Origin of the sequence: Streptomyces sp. ASQP_92 (genome assembly GCF_025399895.1) — a bacterium.
Classification (GTDB): Bacteria; Actinomycetota; Actinomycetes; order Streptomycetales; family Streptomycetaceae; genus Streptomyces.
The window spans coordinates 50,115-72,910 of the sequence record NZ_JAODUA010000018.1 but is presented as its reverse complement, the minus strand read 5'-3'; the positions used below and the strand labels follow the sequence as shown (position 1 = coordinate 72,910).

Sequence of the window (22,796 nt, the reverse complement as noted above, 5' to 3'; positions counted from 1 at the left end):
GGCGGTATGGAACTCCAGCTCATACCCGCCGACTTGCGCGGCCACGGTCTGCGCCTGCGTGTCTGGCGCGACGACGATGTGCAGCCCCTGCTGCGGGGGATCACCGACCCCGAGTACCTGCGCTGGAACACCCACAACGCCCCCGTCGAGGACGAGGCGGCCGCCGCGGAACTGCTGCGGCTGCGGGCGCTGGGATGGGCGCGGGGCGAGTTCGCGACGTACTGCGTCACCGATGAGTCCAGCGGTACGGTGCTCGGTCACGTCGGGCTCAACTCCGTTGACTGGCCGCTGCGTTGTGCCCGCGTCGGATACTGGACGCTGCCCGAGGCGCGGGGGCGCGGAGTGGCCGGGCACGCCCTGGAGCTGATCACCCGCTGGGCCTTCGAAACGGTCGGCCTGCACCGCGTCGAGCTGGGGCACGCGGTGGGTCATCACGTGTCGTGCCGCGTGGCCGAGCGGTGTGGCTACCGGGCGGAGGGGACACTGCGGGACGCCATGTTCGAGGCGCGGCGCCGGGACGCCTTCCGTGACCTGCATCTGCATGCGCGTCTCGCGACGGACCAAGCCCCGCGGGGGTGAGCCTGCCTGTGGCGGCCCGGGTCGGCCCCGTCGAGCCGAGCCCGTGCGGGCCGAGCCCATGTGAGCCGAGCCCGTGTGAGCCGAGCCCGTGTGGGCCGAGGTCCGTCGGCCGGGGGTCTTGCCGGTTACGGCCAGAGGAGTTCGCGGGTCCAGGCGGAGCCCTCGCGGCGGTAGCGCAGCCGTACGTGTCGTCGCCGGGCGTCGCCCTGGAAGAACTCGACCTCGGTGGGGTCCAGTACGTACCGGGTCCAGGTGGCCACGGAGGTGAGCGGTTCGGCCTCCGCGCGCTGCCAGGCGGCGGCGGACGCGGCCTCCAACTCCTCGTAGGTGTCCAATACTTCACTCATCCGGCCGACCAGCGCGGCCGCCAGCGCTCCCGTCGAGCGGGCGTGCAGGTCGGCCTGGGCGATGGCCGGGTCCGCCGGGGTCACGGGTCCCCGCACCCGGACCTGACGGCCCACGGCGGGCCAGTAGAAGCCGAGCGCGGCGACGGGGTGCGCGGCGAGCTGTCGCCCCTTCGCGCTGGTGGAGTGCGAGGCGAAGTGCCAGCCGGTGTCGTCGGCGTCGTGGAGGGTGAGGGTACGGATGTCGGGGTTGCCGTCGGTGTCGACGGTGGCGAGCGACATGGTGTGCGGTTCGGCCTGGCCGGCCGTGGCGGCGTGCGTCATCCATTGCTGGAAGAGGGGGAGGGGGGTGGGGGGTGTGGTGTGGGGGTCGAAGCGGGGGAGGTCTGTGTCCCAGACGCGGAGGGTGTGCAGAAATTGGCGGAATTCCATACGGCCATTTTGCCTCTCGGGGGGGGCGCCCCTGGGGGGTGCCCGGCACCCCGCGCCCCGGGGGGTGGCCCGCCCGGGACCCTCGCCCCTGCGGGCCGCGCCTTGCGCAGTTCCCCGCGCCCCTCAACCCTGCCGGTCCTGCGGGCCGTGCCTGCGTGTTGCGCAGTTCCCCGCGCCCCTGAACCCGCTTTCGGCCGCGGGCCGTGCGTGGCTGGTCGCGCAGTTCCCCGCGCCCCTTAGCGGTACTGGTGCTGGCCGGCATCGGGCATTTCAGCCCGTCCGGCGTTTGAGGACGAGCGCCGTTCAGGCGCGATATGGGGTCTGGGGCGGAGCCCCAGGAGGGACCGGAACCAACCAACCCCGCTGCACGGGCGGGCGGGTGGGCGAGGTGCCTGGGGTCTGGGGCGGAGCCCCAGGAAGGCCCGAACCAACCAACCCCGCTGCACGGGCGGGTGGGTGGGAGAACGCCCGGGGTCTGGGGCGGTGCCCCAGGGTGCCGGAGCCAACCAACCCCGGTGCACGGGCGGGTGGGTGGGAAAACGTCCCCCTAACCCCGGCCCAGAACCAACGTTCCGGAGGAACAGAACCACCCCCCCGTGCCGGAGGCAACCGCCACCTCCGGTAGCCTCCCCCCGCCCCGCCGAACCTGCCCCACCCCCGCCTCCCCCCGAAGCTGCCGCACCGCCTCCACCACGAGGAACAGGCCCCGCATCCCGGGATGGCAGGCCGAGAGGCCACCCCCGTCGGTGTTGACCGGCAGTTCACCGTCCCGCAGCAGGCGGCCCTTCTCCACGAACGCCCCGCCCTCCCCCTTCGCGCAGAACCCGAGGTCTTCGAGCGTCACCAGCGTCATGTAGGTGAACGCGTCGTAGATCTGGGCCACGTCGACGTCGGCCGGAGTCACCCCCGCCCGTTCGAAGGCGAGCCGGCCCGAGACCGCCGCGGGGGACACCGTGAAGTCCTCCCACTCCGACATCGTCGTGTGCGACACCGCCATGCCCGAACCCAGCACCCAGACCGGCGACTTGGCCGTGTCCGGCACATACTCCTCCGCCACGAGCAGTACCGCGCAGCCGCCGTCGGAGCGTATGCAGCAGTGCAGTTTGGTGAAGGGGTCCGCGATCATCGGTCCGGACAGGACGTCGTCGACGGTGATGGGGTCGCGGAACATCGCGTCCGGGTTGGTCGCGGCGTTGGCCCGGGCCTGGACCGCGACGGACGCCAACTGCTCGATGCTCGTGCCGTATTGGTGCATGTGGCGCCGCGCGGCCATCGCATACTTGGAGATCAGGGTGTGGCCGTACGGCACCTCGAACTGGAGCGGGCCCCGTGACCCGAACGACAGGTTCGCGGTGCGCCGCCCCGCCCTGATGTCCGCCCGCGCCGTCGACCCATACACGAGGAGTACCGCGTTGGCGTGCCCGGCTGCGATCGCGTCGGCGGCGTGCGCGGCCATGACCTCCCAGGTGGCGCCCCCGACGGTGGTGGAGTCGACCCAGGTGGGCCGGAGCCCGAGGTACTCGGCCACCTCCACCGGCGCGAGCGCGCCGAGCCCGGCCGAGCCGAACCCGTCGATGACGCCGCGATCGAGTCCCGAGTCGGCGAGGGCGCGCCGGGCGGCCTGGGCGTGCAGGGCGTAGGGGGTGGCGTCGTCCACGCGCCCGGTGTCCGAGAGTGCGACACCTACGACCGCTACCTTGCGCCGCCGTGTGGTTGAGGGCTGCTGCCTTGGCATGAATCTGACGGTACATCAGATGGCGCACCCGGGGCAGTGGTTCGGTGGTGGCCCTCCCAGTCCATCCCCCTGCCTCCCGCCCCTGGGCATCTGTGGCGCCCACCTCTAACATGACGCCCCGTCAGTTCAGGGGCTCATGCCTCTGGGGGAGGAGCCCGTCGATGGATGCCACCTTCACCGCGGAACAGGACGCGATCCGCCGCACCCTGCACGAACTGCTCGTCAAACACTGCGGTCCGCAGGACGTCAAGAACGCGGTGCGCGCCCCGGCCGGGTACGACGAGGGGCTCTGGGGCCGGCTCGCCTCCGAGCTCGGGCTGCCCGGGCTCGCGCTTCCCGAGGCGTACGGAGGGGCGGGGTGCACGGTCGCCGAACTCGCCCTGGCCTGCGAGGAGATCGGACGTTCGCTGCTGCCGTCGCCGCTGTTCGCCACCGGCGTCCTCGCCGCCCCGCTCATCGCCGCCCTCGGCACCGACGCCCAGAAGGGCGCCCTGCTTCCGCTCGTCGCCCGCGGCGAGTGCGGCGCCACCCTCGCCGTGCCGGGCCCGAGCCTCGCGCTCGCCCTCGGGCTCACCGGCGCGAACACGGACGGCGACTGGGCCGGGGGAGGCCGGGCCGGAGGTGTACAGGCCGCGCGGGCACCGGAAGGGGGTTGGCGGTTGTACGGGGAGGCCGACCAGGTCCTGGACGGGCACAGCGCTCGGCTGTTGCTGGTCGCCGCGCATACCGGCGGCTTCGCTCGGGGCCGCACCCTCCTCTTCCTCGTGCACGCGGGCGCCGAGGGCCTTGGCCGCACCCGGCGCACCGCCCTCGACGAGACCCGCACCCAGGCGCGCGTACAACTACGCGATGTGGAAGCCGAGTTGCTGGGCGACGACGACTCCGTACCCGTGGGTGAGGCACTTGCCGCCGTCGGGCGCACCGCGGCCGCCTGTCTGGCCGCCGAGGCGGTGGGGGCCGCGAGTGAGGCGCTGGAGAGGACCGTCGCGTACGTCAAGGAGCGCGAGCAGTTCGGGCGGGCGATCGGCTCCTTCCAGTCGGTCAAGCACCGTCTCGCGGACCTGTATGTGCAGGTGCAGGCGGCCAGGTCGGCGGCGTACTACGCGGCCTGGGACCCCGGCGCGGGAGCCCTGGCGCTCGCCCAGGGGCTCGACGCGCTGCGCGCCGCTGCCTCGGAGGCCATCCAGTTGCACGGTGGCATCGGGTTCACCTGGGAGCACGAGGCGCACCTCTACTTCAAGCGGGCCACGGCCGACGAGCTGCTCTTCGGGCCCGTGCACCGGCTGCGCGCGCACGCCGCCGAGCAGGCCGGACTGTTCGACCCGACGGCCGGCGAGGTGACGGTGTGAGCGCCCGGCTCCGCCGGAACGGCGACCGCCCGCGAGGTGATGGCATGAGCGCCCCGGTCCGGCAGGACGGCGGCGCCCATTCGCGAGGTGAGGGTGCGAGTGCCGGATCCGCCAGGACGGCGCCCGGGGTGCGGCTCATGCAGAAGGTGTCCTCGACCCGGGCGTTCGCGCGGATCGCCCCCCACTTCGTCCCCGCGATGGACCGCGCCGTCCACCGCCTCACCCGCGGCCGGGTCATCCTCAGCGCGCGCATGCTGCCCGGGGTGGTGCTCACCGCGCGCGGCGCCAGGTCGGGTCTGGCGCGCACCACTCCGCTGGCCTGCATGCCGGAGGCGGATGGCGACAGCTGGGTGCTGATCGGATCCAACTTCGGGCGGCCCGGGCACCCCGCCTGGACCGGGAATCTGCTCGCGCACCCGGATGCGTCGATCAGCTGGAAGGGCCGCGACATCCCGGTGCGGGCCCGGCTGCTCGAAGGGGAGGAGCGCGCCTCCGCCTGGCGGGCCGCCCTCAACTTCTGGCCCCCGTACGCCACTTACCAGTCCAGGATCGATCGCGAGATCCGGCTCTTCCGTCTGGAGCGCAGAGCCTGAGGCGCGGTGCGCGGGCGCGGCCGGTGCAGACGGGAACGCCGACGGCGGTCTCCTCCTCGCGGAGGTGAACCGCCGTCGGCGCGACAGGACGGGACGTGGATATCGGCCGCCGGTCCGACGGCTACTTCGTCGGCTTCTTGCCGGTGATGCCCAGGTGGACCAACAGGGCGAGGTTCGGCCGGAGTTCGGCCTGCTTGACGCCCCAGGTCTGGAAACCCTTCTGATGCGAGGCCACCGAGGCGAGCATCGCGACGAGCGAGCCTGCCATGGCGGCCGGGCTGACGTCCTTGTCGACCTTGTTCTTGGCCTGGAGCTCGGTGACCGCGTCCGTAAGGGAGTTGGTGACCGAGTTCAGGACCTTCATACGGATCTTGTAGAAGCGCTTGTCGCCCTCGGCCGCGCCCAGATCGACGACCCTGAGGATCGCGTCGTTCTTGCGCCAGAAGTCGAGGAAGCCCTCCACGAGCTCCTCCGCCGTCTGCCAGCCCGCCCTGCCGGCCCAGGAGCGCCCCTCGACCAGAGCGGTCAACCCGGCGCCCTCCTTGGCCATTTCCTCCGCGATCTCCAGGACGGCGCCCTCGACGTCGGGGAAGTACTGGTAGAAGGTCGCGGGTGAAGTGCCCGCCTTCCGGGCCACGTCGATGACTTTGACGTCCCGGTACGGCGACGAGCTGAGCATCTCACTGAGGCAGTCGAGCAGCTTCTGCCGTGTCGCCTGCCCGCGTCGGCCGGCCACGCGGCCGTCGACGGTGCGTACTTGTCCTGTCATGCCGTCAGCTTACCGAGGGGTGATCGGAGCGCGATTCGGCCGAGTGCAAATGGGGGCCCGGGGGCGATACGTCCCGATGGGTGGGGTGATGGGCATGGAGAATCGGTCGCCGCGAGGGGTGGTGGTCGTTGATTGGCGGGCTGCGGGCGGAGGCAGGTTGCCGATGGTGGGCTGCGGGCTGCGGGCTGCGGGCGGAGGCCGGTAGCCGGTGGTGGGCTGCGGCCGGTGGTCGGTGGCGGGTGGTCGTGAGCGCTCGTCCGGTGCGAGGTTCGGGCCCGGCCACTCGAATGGTGTTATCAACACCCTGTGGACAACTTTGGTGGACAAGCCGTGCGGGACTTGGCCCGTAGCCTTTTCGGCCACCGAAATCACGCCATATGTTCGAATTGTCCGGCCGCCGGGGGCGTGATGGGTCGTTAGCTTGGCCCCGATGCGGCTCCACGACGGGGGCGGTGCGGTCAGGAAGGAATCAGGCGCATGGGCGGATATCCGGAAGGCGCGCCGTGCTGGGCCGATGTCTCGCTGTCCGATCCGGCGGCCGGCAAGAGGTTCTACGGGGAGCTCCTCGGCTGGACCTTCGACGAGGACGGCGACGACAGGCAGGGGCGCTACACCCGCGCCTACAAGGACGGGCGGCGCGTCGCGGCCCTCCAGCCCAAGCGCGACGGCCGGATGCCCACCACCTGGACCGTCTACTTCGCCACCCCCGACGTCCGGGCCCTCGCCGCCCGTATCCGAGAGGCAGGCGGCCAGCTCATCACCGAGCCGATGCCGGTGCCCCCGCACGGCACCCTCGCGGTCGCCGCCGACCCGGGCGGCGCCGTCTTCGGCCTCTGGCAGGGCGATGCGCACACCGGGTTCGAGCTGACCCGCGTGCCCGGCTCCTTCTGCTGGACCGAGGTCTACACCCGCGACAAGGGCCAGGCCGACGCGTTCTACGAGTCCGTCTTCGGCTACCAGGGCGTGAGCGCGGGCAGCGCCGACGAGCTGGGCGCGGACATCCGCACCTGGTCGCTGCCCGGCACCGAACCCGGCCCCGACACGGCCGTGGGCGCCCGCAGCCTGATGTCGGACGCCTTCCCCGCCGCCCTGCCCGACCACTTCCTCGTGTACTTCCTCGTCGAGGACTGCGACGCCACGGCCGCCGCCTGCGCGCGGCTCGGCGGCCGGGTCACCGCCCAGCCGTTCGACATCCGATACGGGCGGATGGCCGTCCTCAACGACAACCAGGGCGCCACCTTCGCCGTTCTCCAGGGTTCAGGCGCCTAGCGCACGCGCGGACATGCCCGGGTTGTCCCGGATCGGACGGGGACATCCCGATCTCGACCCGGGTTGGCCACCGGTCGCCTCCGGCAGGGAGAATCGGGGTGCCGCGTGAGACGCTGCACGGGGCCGCGTTCATGCATGGCCCGTACGGGGAGGTGGCAGGCAAGTGGAGCAGCTGACGCAGCACGACCCGAGGCGGATCGGCCCCTTCGAGGTGCTGGGACGGCTCGGTGCCGGCGGCATGGGGCTTGTCTATCTGGCGCGCTCGGCGTCCGGCCGCCGCGTCGCCATCAAGACGGTGCGCACCGAGCTCGCCGAGGACCAGCTCTTCCGGGTCCGCTTCACCCGCGAGGTGGAGGCGGCCCGCGCGGTCAGCGGCTTCTACACCGCCGCCGTCGTCGACGCCGACCCACGCGCCCCCGTCCCATGGCTGGCCACCGCCTATGTGCCGGCGCCCTCCCTCGAAGAAATAGTGAATGAGTGCGGGCCGCTCCCGGCCCAAGCCGTGCGCTGGCTGGCGGCCGGAATCGCCGAGGCCCTCCAGTCCATCCACGGCGCGGGCCTGGTCCACCGCGACCTGAAGCCGTCCAATGTGCTGGTCGTCGAGGACGGCCCCCGAGTGATCGACTTCGGTATCGCGTCCGGGGTCTCCAACACCCGCCTGACCATGACCAACGTGGCCGTGGGCACCCCCGCCTACATGTCGCCCGAGCAGGCCAAGGACTCGCGCAGCGTCACCGGCGCCTCCGACGTGTTCTCGCTCGGCTCGACCCTCGTCTTCGCGGCGACCGGGCACGCGCCCTTCCACGGCGCGAACCCGGTCGAGACGGTGTTCATGCTGCTGCGCGAGGGCCCGGACATCACCGGCCTGCCCGACGAACTGCGCCCGCTGATCGAGTCCTGCATGCAGATGGAGCACCCCAACCGCCCCACCCCCGAGGACCTCCAGGCCCAGCTCGCGCCCCACCTGTTCGCCTCGGGATCGGACGACAGCGGCACCGCGTCGGCCTGGCTGCCGCCCCGCTCCGTCGCCATGATCGAGCAGCGCAGAGGCGGCGGCCGCATGCTCGTCGTCCCGCCCGCCGACCCCGCGCCGAGCTCCGTGCGCTCCAACCGCTCGCTGCCCGCGCCCCCGCCCCGGCCCCCGGAGCCCCCGTACGCGGCCCGGCACGCCGGTTCCTCCGTGACCTATCCGCCGGTCCACGCCGACGAGCCCGTACGCCTTCCGGGCGCGAAGGTGCCCATCGGCCCCGGGCCCCGCGCCGCCGACGCGTCGCGGGTGGCCGTCGACGCGGGTCCCGCCACCGGCTGGGTGCGCAGGCCCGGCGAGGGCGGCGCCCCGGCCGCGCCCGTGCCGCCGCCGGCCCAGCCGCCCGAGGTCCCGGGCCGCTGGCGCCCCTGGCGTTTTCGCATGTCGAACGATGTGTGGGGGACCCCGGCCGTCGCCGGTGACCTGCTGTACGTGACGTCCTTCGAGGTGCACGCCCTGGACGTGGGCACGGGCCGGCGCCAGTTCAAGACCCGTGACGTGGCGTGGGCGATGGCCGTCGAGGGCGGCCGCATCCACGCCTCCGACGGCCCCACCCTGTACGCCCTGGACGCGGCCGACGGCGGCGAGCTGTGGCGCGGCCCCGCGGATGCCTGGGTGTACTCCCTGAAGGCAGACCGCGGCACCGTCGTCACCGGCACCCGGGGCGGCGGCGTGCAGGCCTGGGAGGCGGCCAACGGCGAGAAGCTGTGGGAGACGACCGGCGCCCAGACCGACTTCGAGACCCCCGAGGCCGGCCCCGCGATCCACGACGGCACCATCTACCTCTGGAAGGACGCTCGGCTGCGCGCCCTGGACGCCCGCACCGGCACCGAGCGCTGGTCCTACCCGGTCGGCGACGCGGCCTCCTGCGGCGGCGTCCCCATCCGGGTGGCGCCCGCGCAGGACGGCTATGTCTACGTCTCGGCGGGCACCCGCGTCCTCGCCGTGGACATCTCATCCGGACACGTCCGCTGGCACTTCGAGGCGCCCGCGGTCTTCCTCTCCCCGCCGGCGTTCGCGCCGGGCCCGGCGGTGGCCGGCGGCGGTGTGTACCTCGCCGACTACCTCGGCACGGTGTACGCCCTGGACGCCGCGACCGGCAAGGACCGCTGGCGCATCGCCACGGAGTCCCGCAACTCCGTCGAGCCGGTCCTGGTGGCCGACGGCAACGTCCACGTCGGCAGCGGCAACGCGCTCTACACCCTGGACGCGGTCACCTCCACCCCCAAGTGGCGCTTCGCCGCGGGCGGCGAGGTGGTCGGCGCCCCCGTCGTCGCCGACGGCCGCATCCACTTCGGCTCGGCCGACCACTGTCTCTACACCCTGGACGCGGCCGGCGGCCAACTGCGCTGGAAGCTCGCGACGGGCGGCGAGATCACCGGCTCGCCCGTCGTGCGCGCCGGGGTCGTGTACGCGTGCAGCAAGGACCGCTGCGTCTACGCGCTGGACGCGGTGAAGGGAACGGCCACGTCCGGAGCGCGCTAGGCGCGGGGGCCGGGAGGCCGGGGCGTGCCGCCCCGCGCCGTGCCGTCCGCGCCTGCCGCGCCGTGCCATCCGTGCCGCGCCGTGCCATCCGTGCCGCGCCGCGCCGTGCCATCCGTGCCATGTCGTGCCGCCGTCCGCGTGCCCGGTCTCGCCCACGCGGCGGAGCCGGGCCGGGCGCGCGGACCCCGAGGGATTTTCCCTAACACGTACCGAAAGGGCTTGTCCTGTATGTCAGTTGAGCCGCTCGCGGCGCCGGACGTCATCGCCAGACTGCGTGCCGCCGGATGCGTATTCGCCGAGGACGAAGCCGAGTTGATACTCGCCACCGCCGACGGGCCCGCCCAGGTCGCCTCGATGGTCGAGCGCAGGGCCTCGGGCCTTCCTCTCGAACACGTCCTGGGCTGGGCCGAGTTCCACGGGCTCAAAGTGTCCGTCGACCCCGGGGTGTTCGTGCCGAGGCGCCGTACCGAGTTCCTGGTGAGCCGGGCCCTCGCCGCCGCCGACCCTTCCCGGCCGGCCGTCGTCGTGGACCTGTGCTGCGGCTCGGGCGCGCTCGGCGCGGCCCTCGCCGCCGCGCTGCCGGGGGCCGAACTGCACGCCGCCGACATCGAACCCGCCGCCGTGCGCTGCGCCCGGCGCAATGTCGCCGCGTTCGGCGGCCACGTCTACGAGGGCGATCTCTTCGACCCGCTCCCGACCGCCCTGCGCGGCCGGATCGACATCCTCACGGCCAACGTCCCCTACGTCCCCTCCGGCGAGGTCGGCCTGCTGCCCCCGGAGGCCCGCGAGCACGAGCCGCTGGTCGCCCTGGACGGCGGCTCGGACGGCCTCGACGTCATGCGCCGCGTCGCTCTCGCCGCCCCACGGTGGCTGGCCCCGGGCGGCACGCTGCTGGTGGAGACGAGCGAGCGGCAGGTGCCGGGCGCCCTCGCGGCGATGGCGGCGGGCGGCCTCACGGCGCGCCTGTTCACATCGCCGGAGCTGTACGCGCATGTCGTGACCGGCGTACGTACGGGAGTGAGCGAGGGCTCGGCCCTGCCGCCGGGGCGGTGAGGCGGACCCGGGACGCGGGACGCGGGACGCGGGCCCTGTGACGCGGGACGCGGGCCCTGTGACGCGGGACCTGTGACGCGGGCCCTGTGACGCGGGGCCTGTGACGCGGGGCCTGTGACGCCGGACCCCTGACGCGCAAGACCCCGGACGCAGGATCCGCGGACCCGCGACCCGGTCGCTCAGTCCCTTCGGCCGGGACCGCTCAGTCTCGTCGCGGAGGCTGCTGCGGCCCGCCCTCGCCGGGCTGCCGGTAGGGATTCACGGGCGGCGGCCCGCCGTACGGGTGCCGGGGCGGAGGCTCCTGCGAGTGCCGGGTGGGCGCCTCGTGCGGGTCCTCGCGGGGCGGCGCCGCGTCGCGCTCGTAGTCCCCGGGCGCAGCTTCTCGGGTCGTACGGTGCGGGTCCTCGGCGCCCGGCTCGCGCCGCCCCGCGCCGGGTGCCTCGTGCGGGTCCTCGACCGGCGGCTCGTGCCGCCCCACGCCGGGTGCCCCGTACGGGTGATGCCGCTCCGCCGGAGTCTCAGGGGTGCGCTCCGCCGACGGCTCGTACGGGGCGCCCACGGTAGCGGCGTCGACGCGGCCGGCGGACTCCGGCCCGGCCCGGCGGCGCGGGGGAGTCAGGGCCGCCGCGATCAGCAGCAATAGTCCGCCGCCCAGGGCGATCCCGACGCCCTGGCCGAGCCCGTTCCCGGAGGAGTCGACGGTCAGATGGCCCGCCGCCTGGCCCTGTCGCACCATCCACAGGATGGTGAACCCGAGCACGACGAGACCGGCCACCACGAGCAGGGCTCGGGATCGCAGCACCAGACCGACCAGGGTCACGAGGGCCGCGAAGGCGAAGGGCAGCAGCAGCGAGCCGGCCACCACCGCCTTGTCGGCGGAGATGCCCGAGAACAGGTCGTCGATGCGGTAGGTGCTGCCGTGACGGCCGTCGTACCAGGCACGGAAGGGGCTCCAGACGGCGGCCGTCGCTCCGGCGAGAGCGAGGACCGAGCCGAGGACGTTGCGGACCATCTCTTCGGCCCTCCTCAATGAGAGCGGCTCTCGCTGCCGACGCTACGCCCGGCATGCGCCCACCGCTACCCGGCGCCCGGAACCCCGCGGGAGTCCGGCTGCCGCACCGCGCCACTGTTAGGGTGTCGGCCGGTCTTCGGAGGGGGTGCGACGGTGATACGTCGTGGAATGAAATGCGCGGCCATGGCGCTTGGGCTGGGGCTCGCGCTGACCGGATTCTCCAGTCACGGCAGCCACGGCAAGAGCCACAGCTCCGGCGGCGGCTGCTCCAACTCCCACAAGAGCAACGGGAGTTCGGACAGCAGTGGCGGTAGCGGTAGCAGTAGCAGCAGCGGGGGCGGCAGTAGTAGCAGCGCTACGAGCGACACCGGCTCCAGCGGCAGCGGTACCAGCTCCGGCAGTACCAGCGGCAGTGGCTATACCAGCGGCTACACGAGCGGCTACAACGGCAACCGCTACAACAACACCACCGGCACGAGCACCACGGGTACCACGGGCGGCTCTGGCGCCGCGCCCAGTGTCACCGCGACCGTCACGGTCTGTGCGTCGCCGTCCGACAAGCAGGACGTCTCTTCCGTGCGGGTGAGTACCGGCTCCGGCCGCGGCAGCCACCGCTATCTGGTGCGGGTCACCTTCTACGACGCGCTCGGCAAGACCGTCGATGAGGGATCCGCCCCGGTGACCATGGGCCCCAGCGCCACCCAGACCGTCAAGGTGCCGATGAGTCACCCCTCCATGGTCACCCAGGTGAACCACTGCGAGGCGCAGGCGTCGGCCAACTAGCCCCGGTCCGGCCGCGCCCGGCCCCACGCCGCCGCGCCTTCTCACCGCACCCGGAAGTCCTTGGAGCGGCGCCCGCCGAACAGTTCCGCCTGCCGTTCGGGTGGCAGGTTTCCGAGGGCGACGAAGGCGGGGGCGCGGGAGTGGGCCTGGGCCAGGGTGGCCTCCTTCGCGGCCCACAGCGAGCGGACCGTGCCCTGTACGGCCTCGGTCGGGAACGAGGCGATCGTCTCCGCGCAGCGCAGTGCGGACGTCAACTCCTCGCCGGGCGCGGCGAGTTCGCTCACGAAGCCGATCTCGTACGCCCGCCGCGCCGACATCCGCTCGGCCGTGCCCATCAGCGCGAGCCGGGCCGCCTCGCCGTGCGGCATGCGCAGCGCGAGGTACATGGACTCGTACGCGCTGACCATTCCGTACGTCGTGTGCGGGTCGAAGAACGTGGCGTCCTCGGCGGCGATGAGGAACTCGGCCTCGCCCAGCAGGTAGAACGCCCCGCCGCAGGCCATCCCGCGCACGGCGGCGACGACCGGCTTCCACAGGTCGTTGGCCTTGGGTCCGATCGCGATCAGGGGATCGTCGGTCGAGTACGGGGACGAGGGCTGGGTCACCTCGGCCGAGCGGTCGATCCCGGTGCAGAACGCCCGCTCCCCGGCGCCCGTCAGGACGACCGCGCGGACCATGTCGTCGAAGCGCAACTCCCGCCAGACGTGGTCCAGTTGGCGTGCGGTGTCCAGGTCGATGGCGTTGAGGCGTTCGGGCCGGTTCAGGGTGACGACCGCGACGCCGGTCTCCTTGTCGCGGGTCACCAGGACGCTCACGCGCGCTCCGGGAGCCAGCGCGGCACGCTCACCCCGTCGACCTCGGTGAACGCGACCTGTACGCGTGCGCCGATCCTCAGCCGGGCCGGGTCGACGGAGTCGAGCGCGGCGTCCGGCTCGGCCACCACGTTGCCGACGAGCCGGATCAGCGGATCCTCGGCGAGCTCGACGATCACCGCGTTGTAGGGGGCCTGTGCCGCGTAGTCGGGGAGCAGGGGCGGGTGGGGCAGGACGTAGGACCAGATGCGGCCGCGGCCCGACATCCTGCGCCACTCGCTGTCGAAGGAGTGGCAGTGCGGGCAGCACGGGCGGGGCGGGAAGCGGAGGCGGCCGCAGTCGGGTGCGGCGCAGGCCTGGACGCGGAGTTCACCTGCGGCGGCGTACTCCCAGAAGGGTGCGCCGTCGTCGTCCACAACGGGTGACAGCATCGCTCAACTCCTCAGCAGAAGGGCGGAGGTGGGGACTCCCTCACCCGCGGTGACCAGGCAGGTGGCGGCGTTCGGGACCTGGGCGGTGCTGCTGCCGCGCAGTTGTTTGACGCCTTCGTTGATGAGGTTGAACCCGTGCACATAGGCCTCGCTCAGGCCACCGCCGCCGGTGTTGAGGGGCAGTCGGCCGCCGATCTCCAGGGCGCCGCCCTCGGTGAAGGCGGCGCCCTCGCCGCGCCCGCAGAAGCCGTAGCCCTCCAGGGAGAGCGGGATGAGCGGGGTGAACGCGTCGTAGATCTGGGCCACGTCGATCTCGTCCGGGCCGAAGTCGGCCTGTTTCCACAGGTGTCGGGCGGCGGTCCAGGCGGGCCCGGTGAGCGGGTCGTCGTTCCAGTAGTTGACCATGCCGTGGTGCTGGGCGGGCAGACCCTGGGCCGCCGAGTGCACGTACACCGGCTTCCGCCGACAGTCCCGGGCGCGCTCGGCGGAAACGACCACGCACGCCAACGCCCCGTCTGTCTCCAGGCAGTTGTCGAAGAGGCAGAGCGGATCGCTGATCCAGCGGGAGGTCATGTACATCTCGCGGGTCAGCGGGCGCTCGTACATCATCGCGGCCGGGTTCTGGTTGGCGCGGTTGCGGCAGGCGAGGGCGACGTTGAAGAGGTGGTCGCGGGTGGCGCCGTACTCGTGCAGATAGCGGCGGGCCAGCATGCCGATCTCGTCGGCGGGCCGCAACAGGCCGAAGGGGCGCGTCCACTGGGCGGGGGTGGGGAGCTGAACGGACGTGTTCTTCCAGGGCCTTGGGCCGCTGCCCCGCTTTCGGGACCGCCAGGCCACCCCCACGCTCGCCTGCCCGGCCGCGATCGCGGTGGCCAGATGCCCGACGGTGGCGCAGGAGCCCCCGCCGCCGAAGCCGATCCTGCTGAAGAAGGTCACGTCCCCCGCGCCGATGGACTTGGCGACCTCGACCTCGTCGGTTTCCTCCATCGTGTACGAGGCGAACGCGTCCACCTCCGAAGGGCTGATGCCCGCGTCGTCGAGGGCGGCGAGGATCGCGCGGCACGCCAAGGTCTTCTCGGATTCGGGCAGTTGCTTGGCGAAGGGCGTCTGCCCTATCCCGACGATGGCTGTCGCGTCCTTCAGGGTGGCCATGGCCCCACCTCCACGAGCGTCACCAGTGCTGACAGCGGAGGAGGCTACAGCTAATCTGACGGTTAGTCAGCTACTGGCGGAGGGGCTTTCGATGGGGCATGCGGTGCGCGGGGACCTTCAGTGGGGCACGATCGCCAAGCTGGTGCGCGACGCGGCCGCCCGGTACGGCGAGCGCGAGGCCGTCGTCGAGGGCCGCGGCCGTGTCTCGTACGCGGAGCTGGGTGAGCGGGTGGAGCGGGCGGCCGCCGCGTGCCTGGCGGCCGGGGTCGAACCCGGTGACCGGGTCGCCATCTGGGCGCCCAACACCGGTGACTGGATCGTCTCGGCGCTCGGCGCGGTGAGCGCGGGCGCGGTGCTCGTACCGCTGAACACCCGGTTCAAGGGCGCCGAGGCGGCGTACGTCCTCGACAGCAGCCGCGCCAAGCTGCTGTTCATCACCGGCACGTTCCTCGGCACCTCCTACGTCGCCTCGCTGCGCCGGGCGACCGCCGAGGGCCCCGGGACCGGCCCCCTCCCCTCCCTCCCGCACCTGGAGCAGGTGGTCGTCCTGTCCGACGACGCCCCCGAGTCCTTCCGCACCTGGAAGGACTTCCTGGCCGGCGGCGAGGCCGTGTCCGGGGCGGAGGTCCGGGCCAGGGCGGACGCCATCGCGCCGGACGCGCCGTCCGACATCGTCTACACCTCGGGCACCACCGGCCGCCCCAAGGGAGCGGTGATTACCCACGCGCAGACGCTGCGCGGCTATGCGATCTGGGCCGAGCTCGCGGGGCTGCGCGAGGGGGACCGCTATCTGATCGTGAACCCGTTCTTCCACACCTTCGGCTACAAGGCCGGCATCATCGCCTCGCTGATGCGGGGCGCCACGATGGTGCCGCAGCCGGTGTTCAACATCGACACCGCGCTCGCCAACATCGCCGCCGAACGCATCTCGGTCCTGCCGGGCCCGCCCACCCTGCACCAGTCCCTCCTGGACCACCCCGCACGCGATCAGCACGACCTGAGCGCGCTGCGCCTGGTGGTGACCGGGGCGGCGGTGGTGCCGCTGCGGCTGGTCGAACGGCTGCGGGGCGAGCTGGGCGTGGACACCGTCCTGACCGCGTACGGCCTGTCCGAGGCGAGCGGCATCGTCACGATGTGCCGACGCGGCGACCCGGCGGAGGTCATCGCCTCGACCTCGGGCCGCGCGATACCCGGCACCGAGGTCCGTGTCCTGGCCGACCCCGGTGAGCCCGGCGAGATCCTGGTCCGCGGCTTCAACGTGATGCGGGGCTACTTCGAGGACGCGGCGGAGACGGCCCGCGCCATCGACGCGGGGGGCTGGCTGCACACGGGCGACGTCGGCGTCCTGGACGAGGAAGGCAACCTCCGCATCACCGACCGGATCAAGGACATGTTCATCGTCGGCGGCTTCAACGCCTACCCGGCGGAGATCGAGCAACTCCTGTGCCTGCACCCCGAGGTGGCCGACGCGGCCGTCATCGGCATCCCCGACCCCCGCCTGGGCGAAGTGGGCCGCGCCTACGTCGTGCGCCGCCCCGGCTCCCCCCTGACGGCGGACGACCTGATCGCCTGGTCCCGCCGCGAGATGGCCAACTACAAGGTGCCGAGGGAGGTCGAATTCGTCCCGGAGCTGCCGCGCAACGCGAGCGGGAAGGTGGTGAAGGGGGAGTTGCGGGGGAGATGAGCTCAGATGGGCGATGCCGTCACTTGGAGGACGTACACGCACTGGTGCCGCACGATGGTCAGATAGAGGAACATTCCGCCGGGCACGAAGGCGGTCTGGACTCCGTCCCCCACCCCTTGGTAGCGCGTGCCGTCCAGATGCAGGGCAGCCGCGGCTCGGGCGATCTCGGCGGCGCGCCGCTCCACCTCCGCGACGAGATCGGAGGGTGGAGGCGTCTCTCCACCCACCACGTGTGTCTTGTTCGGCTCGTACTCCCAGCGCCACTCACTCATGCGCGAGCGACTCCCGGGCCCGCAGGTACACGGTGCGGATCTCCTCCATGGCCGTTTGCCACGCGGGATCCTCGCGGTCGAGGACCTGGGCGGCGTATTCGGCGGAGCGCAGGCGGGCGGCGACGGCGGGGAAACGCGCGATCTCGATGACAACGGCCCAGGACTCCAGGAACTGCACGATCGGGCCGAGCGAATCGGTTCGCGCGGCCAAGGCGATCGCCTCGTCCTTCTGCTGCTCCATCTCGGGCAGCCGATGCGGCGCCACCTGGGCCAGTGCGATGCGCAGAGCCGCGGGGCCGCGTTCCGGGCGCGGGATGAGGGGCCCGCCGGGGTCGGTGTGCTGTGCGCTCATCCTGGTCCTTTCCGAGGTGCCAGGGCCACAGTACGGCAGGTGCGCGGAGGCCGCGGGCACACCGGGGGACAGGGGTGAGGAAGCTGCCCGGCCGCGCCGGAACGCGCACAGAACCGCGGCGCGTCCCCGCCCCCCAGCGGGTCCGCACCGCGGTCGTGTCCCCCCGGCCGCGGCGGCTCCCCTCCTGTGCCGCCGCGGCCGTCCCCCGCTCGGATGGGCTTACTGGGCCGTCGGCTTGAACGGCTCCGAGGTGGCGTGCTGGTCGAGTGTGGTGATGGCCGGCTCGTCCGTGGCGTGCTGGTCGAGGGTGGCGATCGGGGTGCCCGTGGCGTGCTGGTCCAGGGTGGCGATGGCGGGCTGGTCCGTGGCGTGCTGGTCCTGCGGCGTGACGATCGGCGGCTCGTTCTTCTTCACGTCGGCCATGGTTCTCATCTCCCGTTGATGACGCTGCCTGATGGAATCGGCGAAACCGTCCGGCCACTCCCCCGAGGGTGGCCGGACGGACTTGCCAGGGCCGACAGAGTACGTTCGGCCTTCCCGTCGGCTTGCGCGCCCCCCGACGCGGCGGGCCGACACGGAAGACAATGACGGGTGCCGATAAACGTTCAATGAACGCGCTGACCAGGGGCGTTATGCGGCCGCCAGGGGGCTGAGCAGAGCCCGGACCTGGACCGCCTCGGGGGAGCCCAGCTCCTCGAAGATGACCAGTGCGTCACGCCAGCAGACCTGGGCCCGGCCCGCGTGCCCTATGCCCGCCAGGGCCTGGCCGAGCACCGTCAGGACATTGCCGCGCCGCCACTCCCCGCCGATGCCGCGCAGCACCGTGAGCGCCATCTCGGCGTTGGCCGCGGCCTGCGCGGGCCGCCCGCCCGCGAGGTCGACCTCCGCGAGCCGGAACAGGGTCATGCCCTCCCACAGGCGTTGCCTGCTGTCCCGGAAGACCGCCAGCGCCTCGTCGAGCCGGCCCGCCGCCGCGGACAACTGGCCGCTCTTGGTGAGCGCCAGGCCCAGCGCGTACCGGGCGTTGGCGCCGCGCAGCTCGTGACCCATCGAGTCGTAGATGTCGATGCCCTCCTGCGCGAGGGTGACCGCGCTCGCGGTACGCCCCATCGCCAGGTGGATACGGGACAGGTTGCACAGCGCGCTGGCCTCGCCGGGCCGGTTGTCGTCCGCGCGGAACGCCTCGATGGCGCGCGTCAGATGGGTCTCGCCGTCGGTGTGCCGGTTCTGGTAGAGCGCGATGATGCCGCGCGCGTTGGAGGCCCAGCACAGCGGCAGCGGGTCCCGGGTGGCGCCGGCGAGCCGCATCGCCTCCTGGGCCTCGCGGTCGGCGGGCTCGAAGCGGCCTGCCAGCTGGTGCACGTTGGCCAGCGTCATCACCGCCCGTCCCTCGGCCTGGGTGTCGCCCCGGGTGCGGGCCGCCTCGCGGACGGCCTGCGCGGTCGCCTCGTACTGCCGGGAGTTGGCACCGGACTCGCCGAGGTCGAGCGCCGCGTACAGCAGGTCGACGGCGCGGCGCAGGGTGCCCGGCCCCGACAGTTGGCGTACGCAGGCGAGCAGCGGGTCGGCCTCGGTGTACAGCCAGTCCTGCGCCGAGTGGCGGTCGGCGAAGGAGAGACCCCGGTAGGTGGTCGGCTCCAGGTGGTCCACGAGCCGGTCGCCCGGGCGCTCCAGGGCGTACACCCCGGCCGCCGTCGCCAGATAGAAGTCGAGCAGCCGCGACATCGCCGACTCGCGCTCGGCCGGCGCCAGATCATCGCGCTCGGCGCACGAACGCGCGTAGAGGCGTACCAGGTCGTGATAGCGGTAGCGCCCCGGCGCGGCCGACTCCACCAGGGACGTGTCCACCAGGGATTCCAGGAGGTCCTCGGTCTCCTGCTGGGGCAGGTCGAGGACGGCGGCGGCCGCGGCCAGCGAGATGTCGGGCCCGTCGGGAAGCCCGAGCAGCCGGAAGGCACGCGACTGGGCGGGCTCCAGCTGGCCGTAGCCGAGCTCGAAGGTCGCCTTGACCGCGAGGTCCCCGGCCTGGAGCTCGTCGAGGCGACGGCGCTCGTCCGCGAGCTTGGCGGCGAGGACCGAGACCGTCCAGGTGCGGCGGGAGGCCAGGCGGGAGGCGGCGATGCGGATGGCGAGCGGCAGGAAACCACAGGCGGCGACCACGTCCAGGGCCGCCTCGCGCTCGGCGGACACCCGCTCCTCGCCGACGATCCTGGTGAAGAGCTGGAGCGCCTCGTCGGGGGACATCACGTCCAGGTCGACGAGGTGCGCGCCGGCCAGGTCGACCATGCGGATACGGCTGGTGACGAGCGCCGCGCAGCCCGCCGTGCCGGGCAGCAGCGGACGGATCTGGGCCGCGTCGCGCGCGTTGTCGAGCAGCACCAGGACCCGCCGGCCGTCCAGCGTGGAGCGGAACAGGGCGGCGCGCTCCTCCATCGACTCGGGGATCGCCGAGTCCGGGGTGCCGAGCGCGCGCAGGAACGCGCCGAGGACGGTGTCCGGCTCGGCCGCGTGCTGGCCCGCGCCCTGGAGGTCCACGTACAACTGGCCGTCGGGGAAGTGGGGGCGGGCGCTGTGGGCGACGTGCACGGCCAGGGTGGTCTTGCCGACGCCGCCGATGCCGGCGAGCGCGGAGACCGCCATCACCGTCGACTTCGCGTTCGCGAGGCGTGAGGTGAGCTCGCGCACGAAGGACGCGCGGCCCGTGAAGTCCGGTACGGAAGCGGGAAGTTGGGCCGGGCGCACCGGCGCGGCGACGGTGGCGGGGGCGCTGGCGGGAGGGCGGGCCAGATCCTGGTCGGCCCGCAGGATGCGCTGCTGAAGACGGGCCAGTTCGGGCCGCGGGTCGACGCCGAGCTCGTCGGCGAGCAGCCGCCGGGTGTCCGCGTACACCGCGAGCGCCTCGGCCTGGCGGCCGCTGCGGTACAGGGCCACCATCAAAAGCTCGCGCAGCCGCTCGCGCAGCGGATGGGCGGCGGTCAGCGCGGTCAGCTCGGAGACGGCCTCGGCGTGGCAGCCCGCCTCCAGGTCCATGTCCAGGCGTACCTCGGTGAGTTGCAGGCGCCACTCGGCGAGCCGGGTGCGCTGGTTCTCGGCGTACGGGCCCGGCACGTTGGCCAGCGGTTCGCCGTCCCAGTGCGCGAGCGCGGCGTTCAGGAGCTCGCGCGCGCGGCCCTTCTCGCCGCCGGCCCGCGCCTTCTCGGCGGATGCCGCCAGTTCCTGGGCGACGGCCAGGTCGAGGGTGGCGGCCCCGGCCCGGATCGCGTAGCCGCCGGATTCACTGACCAGGACCCCGGGGTCGAGGATCTTGCGCAGCCGTGAGGCGTACGTACGGAGCGCGGCCAGGGCCTGCGAGGGGGGCTCGTCCCCCCAGATGGCGTCGATGAGTTCGGCCGCGGTGGCGGTGTGGCCGTCGCGCAGCAGCAGGGCGGCGAGCAGGGCGCGCTGCTGCGGGGAGCCGGACGGCAGGGGCTCCTCGCCCCGCCAGGCCCGCACGGGTCCGAGTACGCCGAAGCGAAGCCCGGCGCCGGGCATCTGCGGTGCTGCTCCGGGCCTCCCCTGGTCGAGCCGCTCCGTCGCGCGCTGGGGCGGCGGTACCGGAGCGCGCTGCTCCGGTACGCGCGGCCCGCCGTCACGGTCCATAGCTGCCCCCTGTACCCCCGTACTCCTGGTGTGCTCCCCGCCAGTCTGCCCTGTCCGGAGGGGTCGCGTCAGCAACGGGTGACGCTCTGCACAAGGCTTCGACACATGCCCTGCACACTCAACGCGGGCTCCGGCCGCCCGGAGCGGGCCAGGACGGCGCCGCCAACTAGCTGACGGATCGTCAGATCAGGTCTACCGTTAACGACATGGAGACCTTCCCGAAGATCATCTCGGTGGACGACCACACGGTGGAGCCCTCTCACGTCTGGCGCGACCGCCTCCCGTCGAAATACCGCGACATCGGACCCCGCGTCGTGCGGGCCCCCCTGAAGGAAATGACCTTCCTGGGCGGCAAGTTCGCGCCCGTCATGGGCGCGAAGGGGGACGAGGGGCCGATCGGCGACTGGTGGGTGTACGAGGACCTGCACCGCCCGCTGACCCGCCTCGACACGGCGGTCGGCTACGACAGGGACGAGATAAAGCTGGAGGTCATCACGTACGAGCAGATGCGCCCGGGCTCCTACGACGTTCCCGCCCGCCTCGCCGACATGGACGTCAACCACGTCCAGTCCGCGCTCTGCTTCCCCACCTTCCCCCGCTTCTGCGGCCAGACCTTCACCGAGGCGAGCGACCGCGAACTCGCCCTGCTCGGGGTGCGCGCGTACAACGACTGGATGGTGGAGGAGTGGTGCGGCCCCGAAGCGCACGGCCGCCTGATCCCGCTCACCCTGATTCCGCTCTGGGACGCCGAACTCGCCGCCGCCGAGGTGCGCCGCAACGCCGCGCGCGGGGTGCGCGCGGTGGCCTTCTCCGAGATACCCCCGCACCTGGGCCTGCCCTCCATCCACACCGACGACTGGGATCCCTTCCTCGCGGCGTGCGACGAGACCGGCACGGTGATCGCGATGCACATCGGCTCGTCCAGCAGGATGCCCTCCACCTCGCCGGACGCCCCGCCCGCGGTCGGCTCGACCATCACCTTCGCCAACTGCTGCTTCTCGATGGTCGACTGGCTGATGAGCGGCAAGTTCGAGCGCTTCCCGCGTTTGAGGATCATGTACGCCGAGGGTCAGATCGGCTGGATCCCGTACATCCTGGAACGCGCGGACGTGGTCTGGGAGGAGAACCGGGGCTGGGGCGGCGTGGCCGACAAGGTCCACCGCCCGCCGTCGGAGCTCTTCGCCGAGCACGTGTACGGCTGCTTCTTCGACGACGCCTTCGGGCTGCGGAACCTGGACGCGGTGGGTGTCGCCAACGTCCTGTACGAGACGGACTACCCGCACTCCGACTCGACCTGGCCCAAGTCCAAGGAGGTCGGCGCCTCCCAGATGGGCCATCTGTCGCCCGAGGTGGTGGAGCGGATCGTCCGGGGCAACGCGATCGAGTTGCTGGGGCTCACGGGGGAGGGGTTGTGGGCGGGGCGGTAGGGATCCGCTTCAACTCCCGGCCCGCAACGACTGCTTGGCGTCGGTGCACCCGTCCATGACATCCGTCGTCCCGGACGCCACCATGGGGGCATGGCGCTGACCCGTGATGACGCAGAGAAGATCCTGGCCGACAACTTCGCCCCCTGGGTGCTCGACCTCGGGCTCGTGGTGGAGGAGGTCGGGGACGGGCGGGCCCTGCTGCGGCTGCCCTGGTCCGGGCGGCTGGCGCGGGACGGCGGCGGGCTCAGCGGGCAGGCCCTGCTGGCCGCCGCCGACACCGCCACCGTCATCGCGGTGGCCTGTGCGCGCGGTGCGTACGGGCCGATGACGACGGTCCAGCAGTCCACCACCTTCCAGCGTCCGGTGACCGGAGCCGACGTGCTCCTGGACGCGCGCGTCACCAAACTGGGGCGCCGGACGGCGTTCGCCGACATCACCATGACCGCGGCAGGCGCCGACGAGCCGGCCGCCCACGCCTCCACGGTGTACGCCCTGCTCGGCTGAGACGACCTCGGCCGAGGCGCCCTCGGCCGCGGCTCCCCCCACCGCTCGCGCGGCCCCGCCCCGCCCCGGCCCGCACGCGCCGGAAGCGGCACA

21 protein-coding genes are annotated in these 22,796 nt (G+C 72.8%); 10 read left to right on the top strand and 11 right to left on the bottom strand.

Translation table 11 applies throughout. The annotated features are described in order from the left end of the window. Positions 1 to 6 precede the first annotated feature (6 nt). Positions 7 to 579: a GNAT family N-acetyltransferase gene (locus tag N4G70_RS29750; RefSeq protein WP_261715847.1), complete on the top strand. Its 573-nt coding sequence runs from the start codon at positions 7 to 9 to the stop codon at positions 577 to 579. Between the two features lie 125 nt (positions 580 to 704). Here the strand turns inward: N4G70_RS29750 and N4G70_RS29745 are convergent, their stop codons facing one another. Together N4G70_RS29745 and N4G70_RS29740 are read right to left on the bottom strand one after the other, a co-directional pair. Next, positions 705 to 1,355: a pyridoxal 5'-phosphate synthase gene (locus N4G70_RS29745; protein WP_261715846.1), complete on the bottom strand. Its 651-nt coding sequence runs from the start codon at positions 1,353 to 1,355 to the stop codon at positions 705 to 707. A 547-nt stretch (positions 1,356 to 1,902) separates the two neighbouring features. Continuing rightward, on the bottom strand, positions 1,903 to 3,090 hold the full coding sequence (locus N4G70_RS29740; protein WP_261715845.1) for a thiolase C-terminal domain-containing protein: 1,188 nt from the start codon (positions 3,088 to 3,090) through the stop codon (positions 1,903 to 1,905). A 161-nt stretch (positions 3,091 to 3,251) separates the two neighbouring features. Here N4G70_RS29740 and N4G70_RS29735 point away from each other — a divergent pair, with 161 nt between their 5' ends. Together N4G70_RS29735 and N4G70_RS29730 are read left to right on the top strand one after the other, a co-directional pair. Further along, positions 3,252 to 4,439 carry an acyl-CoA dehydrogenase family protein gene (locus N4G70_RS29735; RefSeq protein ID WP_261715844.1) on the top strand — a complete coding sequence of 396 codons (1,188 nt, stop codon included), beginning with the start codon at positions 3,252 to 3,254 and terminating at the stop codon, positions 4,437 to 4,439. A gap of 137 nt (positions 4,440 to 4,576) precedes the next feature. Further along, positions 4,577 to 5,032 (top strand): nitroreductase family deazaflavin-dependent oxidoreductase, encoded by a 456-nt coding sequence (locus N4G70_RS29730; protein WP_261715908.1) that lies wholly within the window; start codon positions 4,577 to 4,579, stop codon positions 5,030 to 5,032. Positions 5,033 to 5,153: 121 nt separating this feature from the next. Here the strand turns inward: N4G70_RS29730 and N4G70_RS29725 are convergent, their stop codons facing one another. Next, complete coding sequence (locus N4G70_RS29725; protein ID WP_261715843.1) at positions 5,154 to 5,801, bottom strand: TetR/AcrR family transcriptional regulator; 648 nt, start codon at positions 5,799 to 5,801, stop codon at positions 5,154 to 5,156. Positions 5,802 to 6,278: 477 nt separating this feature from the next. Between N4G70_RS29725 and N4G70_RS29720 the strand changes: the two genes are divergently transcribed. From N4G70_RS29720 to N4G70_RS29710, 3 genes are all read left to right on the top strand, one after another. Next, positions 6,279 to 7,070 (top strand): VOC family protein, encoded by a 792-nt coding sequence (locus N4G70_RS29720; RefSeq protein WP_261715842.1) that lies wholly within the window; start codon positions 6,279 to 6,281, stop codon positions 7,068 to 7,070. Between the two features lie 163 nt (positions 7,071 to 7,233). Next, positions 7,234 to 9,582 (top strand): PQQ-binding-like beta-propeller repeat protein, encoded by a 2,349-nt coding sequence (locus tag N4G70_RS29715; protein ID WP_261715841.1) that lies wholly within the window; start codon positions 7,234 to 7,236, stop codon positions 9,580 to 9,582. 228 nt (positions 9,583 to 9,810) lie between these two features. Then, entirely contained in the window at positions 9,811 to 10,635 is an 825-nt protein-coding gene (locus N4G70_RS29710; RefSeq protein ID WP_261715840.1) for a putative protein N(5)-glutamine methyltransferase, read from the top strand. 202 nt (positions 10,636 to 10,837) lie between these two features. Here the strand turns inward: N4G70_RS29710 and N4G70_RS29705 are convergent, their stop codons facing one another. Then, positions 10,838 to 11,647 (bottom strand): hypothetical protein, encoded by an 810-nt coding sequence (locus N4G70_RS29705; RefSeq protein WP_261715839.1) that lies wholly within the window; start codon positions 11,645 to 11,647, stop codon positions 10,838 to 10,840. 183 nt (positions 11,648 to 11,830) lie between these two features. Between N4G70_RS29705 and N4G70_RS29700 the strand changes: the two genes are divergently transcribed. After that, the gene (locus tag N4G70_RS29700) at positions 11,831 to 12,430 is read left to right on the top strand and encodes a hypothetical protein (RefSeq protein ID WP_261715838.1); all 600 of its coding nucleotides are present in this window, start codon (positions 11,831 to 11,833) and stop codon (positions 12,428 to 12,430) included. Between the two features lie 41 nt (positions 12,431 to 12,471). Here the strand turns inward: N4G70_RS29700 and N4G70_RS29695 are convergent, their stop codons facing one another. From N4G70_RS29695 to N4G70_RS29685, 3 genes are read right to left on the bottom strand one after another with little or no spacing between them, the layout of a single operon-like run. Then, positions 12,472 to 13,245, bottom strand: coding sequence for an enoyl-CoA hydratase/isomerase family protein (locus N4G70_RS29695; RefSeq protein ID WP_261715837.1), 774 nt, complete (start codon positions 13,243 to 13,245; stop codon positions 12,472 to 12,474). After that, positions 13,242 to 13,673, bottom strand: coding sequence for a Zn-ribbon domain-containing OB-fold protein (locus tag N4G70_RS29690; RefSeq protein ID WP_261715836.1), 432 nt, complete (start codon positions 13,671 to 13,673; stop codon positions 13,242 to 13,244). Before N4G70_RS29690 ends, N4G70_RS29695 begins: the two co-directional genes overlap by 4 nt. Before the next feature lie 3 nt (positions 13,674 to 13,676). Beyond that, complete coding sequence (locus N4G70_RS29685) at positions 13,677 to 14,825, bottom strand: lipid-transfer protein (RefSeq protein WP_261715835.1); 1,149 nt, start codon at positions 14,823 to 14,825, stop codon at positions 13,677 to 13,679. 91 nt (positions 14,826 to 14,916) lie between these two features. Between N4G70_RS29685 and N4G70_RS29680 the strand changes: the two genes are divergently transcribed. Further along, positions 14,917 to 16,509: a FadD3 family acyl-CoA ligase gene (locus N4G70_RS29680; protein WP_261715834.1), complete on the top strand. Its 1,593-nt coding sequence runs from the start codon at positions 14,917 to 14,919 to the stop codon at positions 16,507 to 16,509. A gap of 2 nt (positions 16,510 to 16,511) precedes the next feature. Here the strand turns inward: N4G70_RS29680 and N4G70_RS29675 are convergent, their stop codons facing one another. The 4 genes from N4G70_RS29675 to N4G70_RS29660 form a co-directional block, all read right to left on the bottom strand. Further along, positions 16,512 to 16,781, bottom strand: a complete 270-nt coding sequence (locus tag N4G70_RS29675) for a hypothetical protein (RefSeq protein WP_261715833.1) — start codon at positions 16,779 to 16,781, stop codon at positions 16,512 to 16,514. Beyond that, positions 16,774 to 17,133 carry a hypothetical protein gene (locus N4G70_RS29670; RefSeq protein ID WP_261715832.1) on the bottom strand — a complete coding sequence of 120 codons (360 nt, stop codon included), beginning with the start codon at positions 17,131 to 17,133 and terminating at the stop codon, positions 16,774 to 16,776. The genes N4G70_RS29675 and N4G70_RS29670 overlap by 8 nt, the downstream gene beginning before the upstream one ends. Positions 17,134 to 17,352: 219 nt before the next feature. Continuing rightward, positions 17,353 to 17,556, bottom strand: coding sequence for a hypothetical protein (locus tag N4G70_RS29665; RefSeq protein ID WP_261715831.1), 204 nt, complete (start codon positions 17,554 to 17,556; stop codon positions 17,353 to 17,355). A gap of 207 nt (positions 17,557 to 17,763) precedes the next feature. Further along, positions 17,764 to 20,772, bottom strand: coding sequence for a BTAD domain-containing putative transcriptional regulator (locus N4G70_RS29660; RefSeq protein WP_315904306.1), 3,009 nt, complete (start codon positions 20,770 to 20,772; stop codon positions 17,764 to 17,766). Between the two features lie 206 nt (positions 20,773 to 20,978). On the opposite strand from N4G70_RS29660, the gene N4G70_RS29655 reads away from it, so the two are divergent. Beyond that, positions 20,979 to 22,199, top strand: a complete 1,221-nt coding sequence (locus N4G70_RS29655; protein WP_261715830.1) for an amidohydrolase family protein — start codon at positions 20,979 to 20,981, stop codon at positions 22,197 to 22,199. 90 nt (positions 22,200 to 22,289) lie between these two features. Further along, a complete protein-coding gene (locus N4G70_RS29650; RefSeq protein ID WP_261715829.1) occupies positions 22,290 to 22,703 on the top strand; it encodes a PaaI family thioesterase in 414 nt (137 codons plus the stop codon). The last annotated feature ends 93 nt before the right edge of the window (positions 22,704 to 22,796 follow it).

Bases quoted from the DNA above. Each gene is read 5' to 3' on its own strand.
- N4G70_RS29750 (WP_261715847.1), top strand. From the start codon at position 7: ATGGAACTCCAGCTCATACCCGCCGACTTGCGCGGCCACGGTCTGCGC.
- N4G70_RS29745 (WP_261715846.1), bottom strand. From the start codon at position 1,355: ATGGAATTCCGCCAATTTCTGCACACCCTCCGCGTCTGGGACACAGAC.
- N4G70_RS29740 (WP_261715845.1), bottom strand. From the start codon at position 3,090: ATGCCAAGGCAGCAGCCCTCAACCACACGGCGGCGCAAGGTAGCGGTC.
- N4G70_RS29735 (WP_261715844.1), top strand. From the start codon at position 3,252: ATGGATGCCACCTTCACCGCGGAACAGGACGCGATCCGCCGCACCCTG.
- N4G70_RS29730 (WP_261715908.1), top strand. From the start codon at position 4,577: ATGCAGAAGGTGTCCTCGACCCGGGCGTTCGCGCGGATCGCCCCCCAC.
- N4G70_RS29725 (WP_261715843.1), bottom strand. From the start codon at position 5,801: ATGACAGGACAAGTACGCACCGTCGACGGCCGCGTGGCCGGCCGACGC.
- N4G70_RS29720 (WP_261715842.1), top strand. From the start codon at position 6,279: ATGGGCGGATATCCGGAAGGCGCGCCGTGCTGGGCCGATGTCTCGCTG.
- N4G70_RS29710 (WP_261715840.1), top strand. From the start codon at position 9,811: ATGTCAGTTGAGCCGCTCGCGGCGCCGGACGTCATCGCCAGACTGCGT.
- N4G70_RS29705 (WP_261715839.1), bottom strand. From the start codon at position 11,647: ATGGTCCGCAACGTCCTCGGCTCGGTCCTCGCTCTCGCCGGAGCGACG.
- N4G70_RS29700 (WP_261715838.1), top strand. From the start codon at position 11,831: ATGGCGCTTGGGCTGGGGCTCGCGCTGACCGGATTCTCCAGTCACGGC.
- N4G70_RS29690 (WP_261715836.1), bottom strand. From the start codon at position 13,673: ATGCTGTCACCCGTTGTGGACGACGACGGCGCACCCTTCTGGGAGTAC.
- N4G70_RS29685 (WP_261715835.1), bottom strand. From the start codon at position 14,825: ATGGCCACCCTGAAGGACGCGACAGCCATCGTCGGGATAGGGCAGACG.
- N4G70_RS29680 (WP_261715834.1), top strand. From the start codon at position 14,917: ATGGGGCATGCGGTGCGCGGGGACCTTCAGTGGGGCACGATCGCCAAG.
- N4G70_RS29675 (WP_261715833.1), bottom strand. From the start codon at position 16,781: ATGAGTGAGTGGCGCTGGGAGTACGAGCCGAACAAGACACACGTGGTG.
- N4G70_RS29670 (WP_261715832.1), bottom strand. From the start codon at position 17,133: ATGAGCGCACAGCACACCGACCCCGGCGGGCCCCTCATCCCGCGCCCG.
- N4G70_RS29665 (WP_261715831.1), bottom strand. From the start codon at position 17,556: ATGGCCGACGTGAAGAAGAACGAGCCGCCGATCGTCACGCCGCAGGAC.
- N4G70_RS29660 (WP_315904306.1), bottom strand. From the start codon at position 20,772: ATGGACCGTGACGGCGGGCCGCGCGTACCGGAGCAGCGCGCTCCGGTA.
- N4G70_RS29655 (WP_261715830.1), top strand. From the start codon at position 20,979: ATGGAGACCTTCCCGAAGATCATCTCGGTGGACGACCACACGGTGGAG.
- N4G70_RS29650 (WP_261715829.1), top strand. From the start codon at position 22,290: ATGGCGCTGACCCGTGATGACGCAGAGAAGATCCTGGCCGACAACTTC.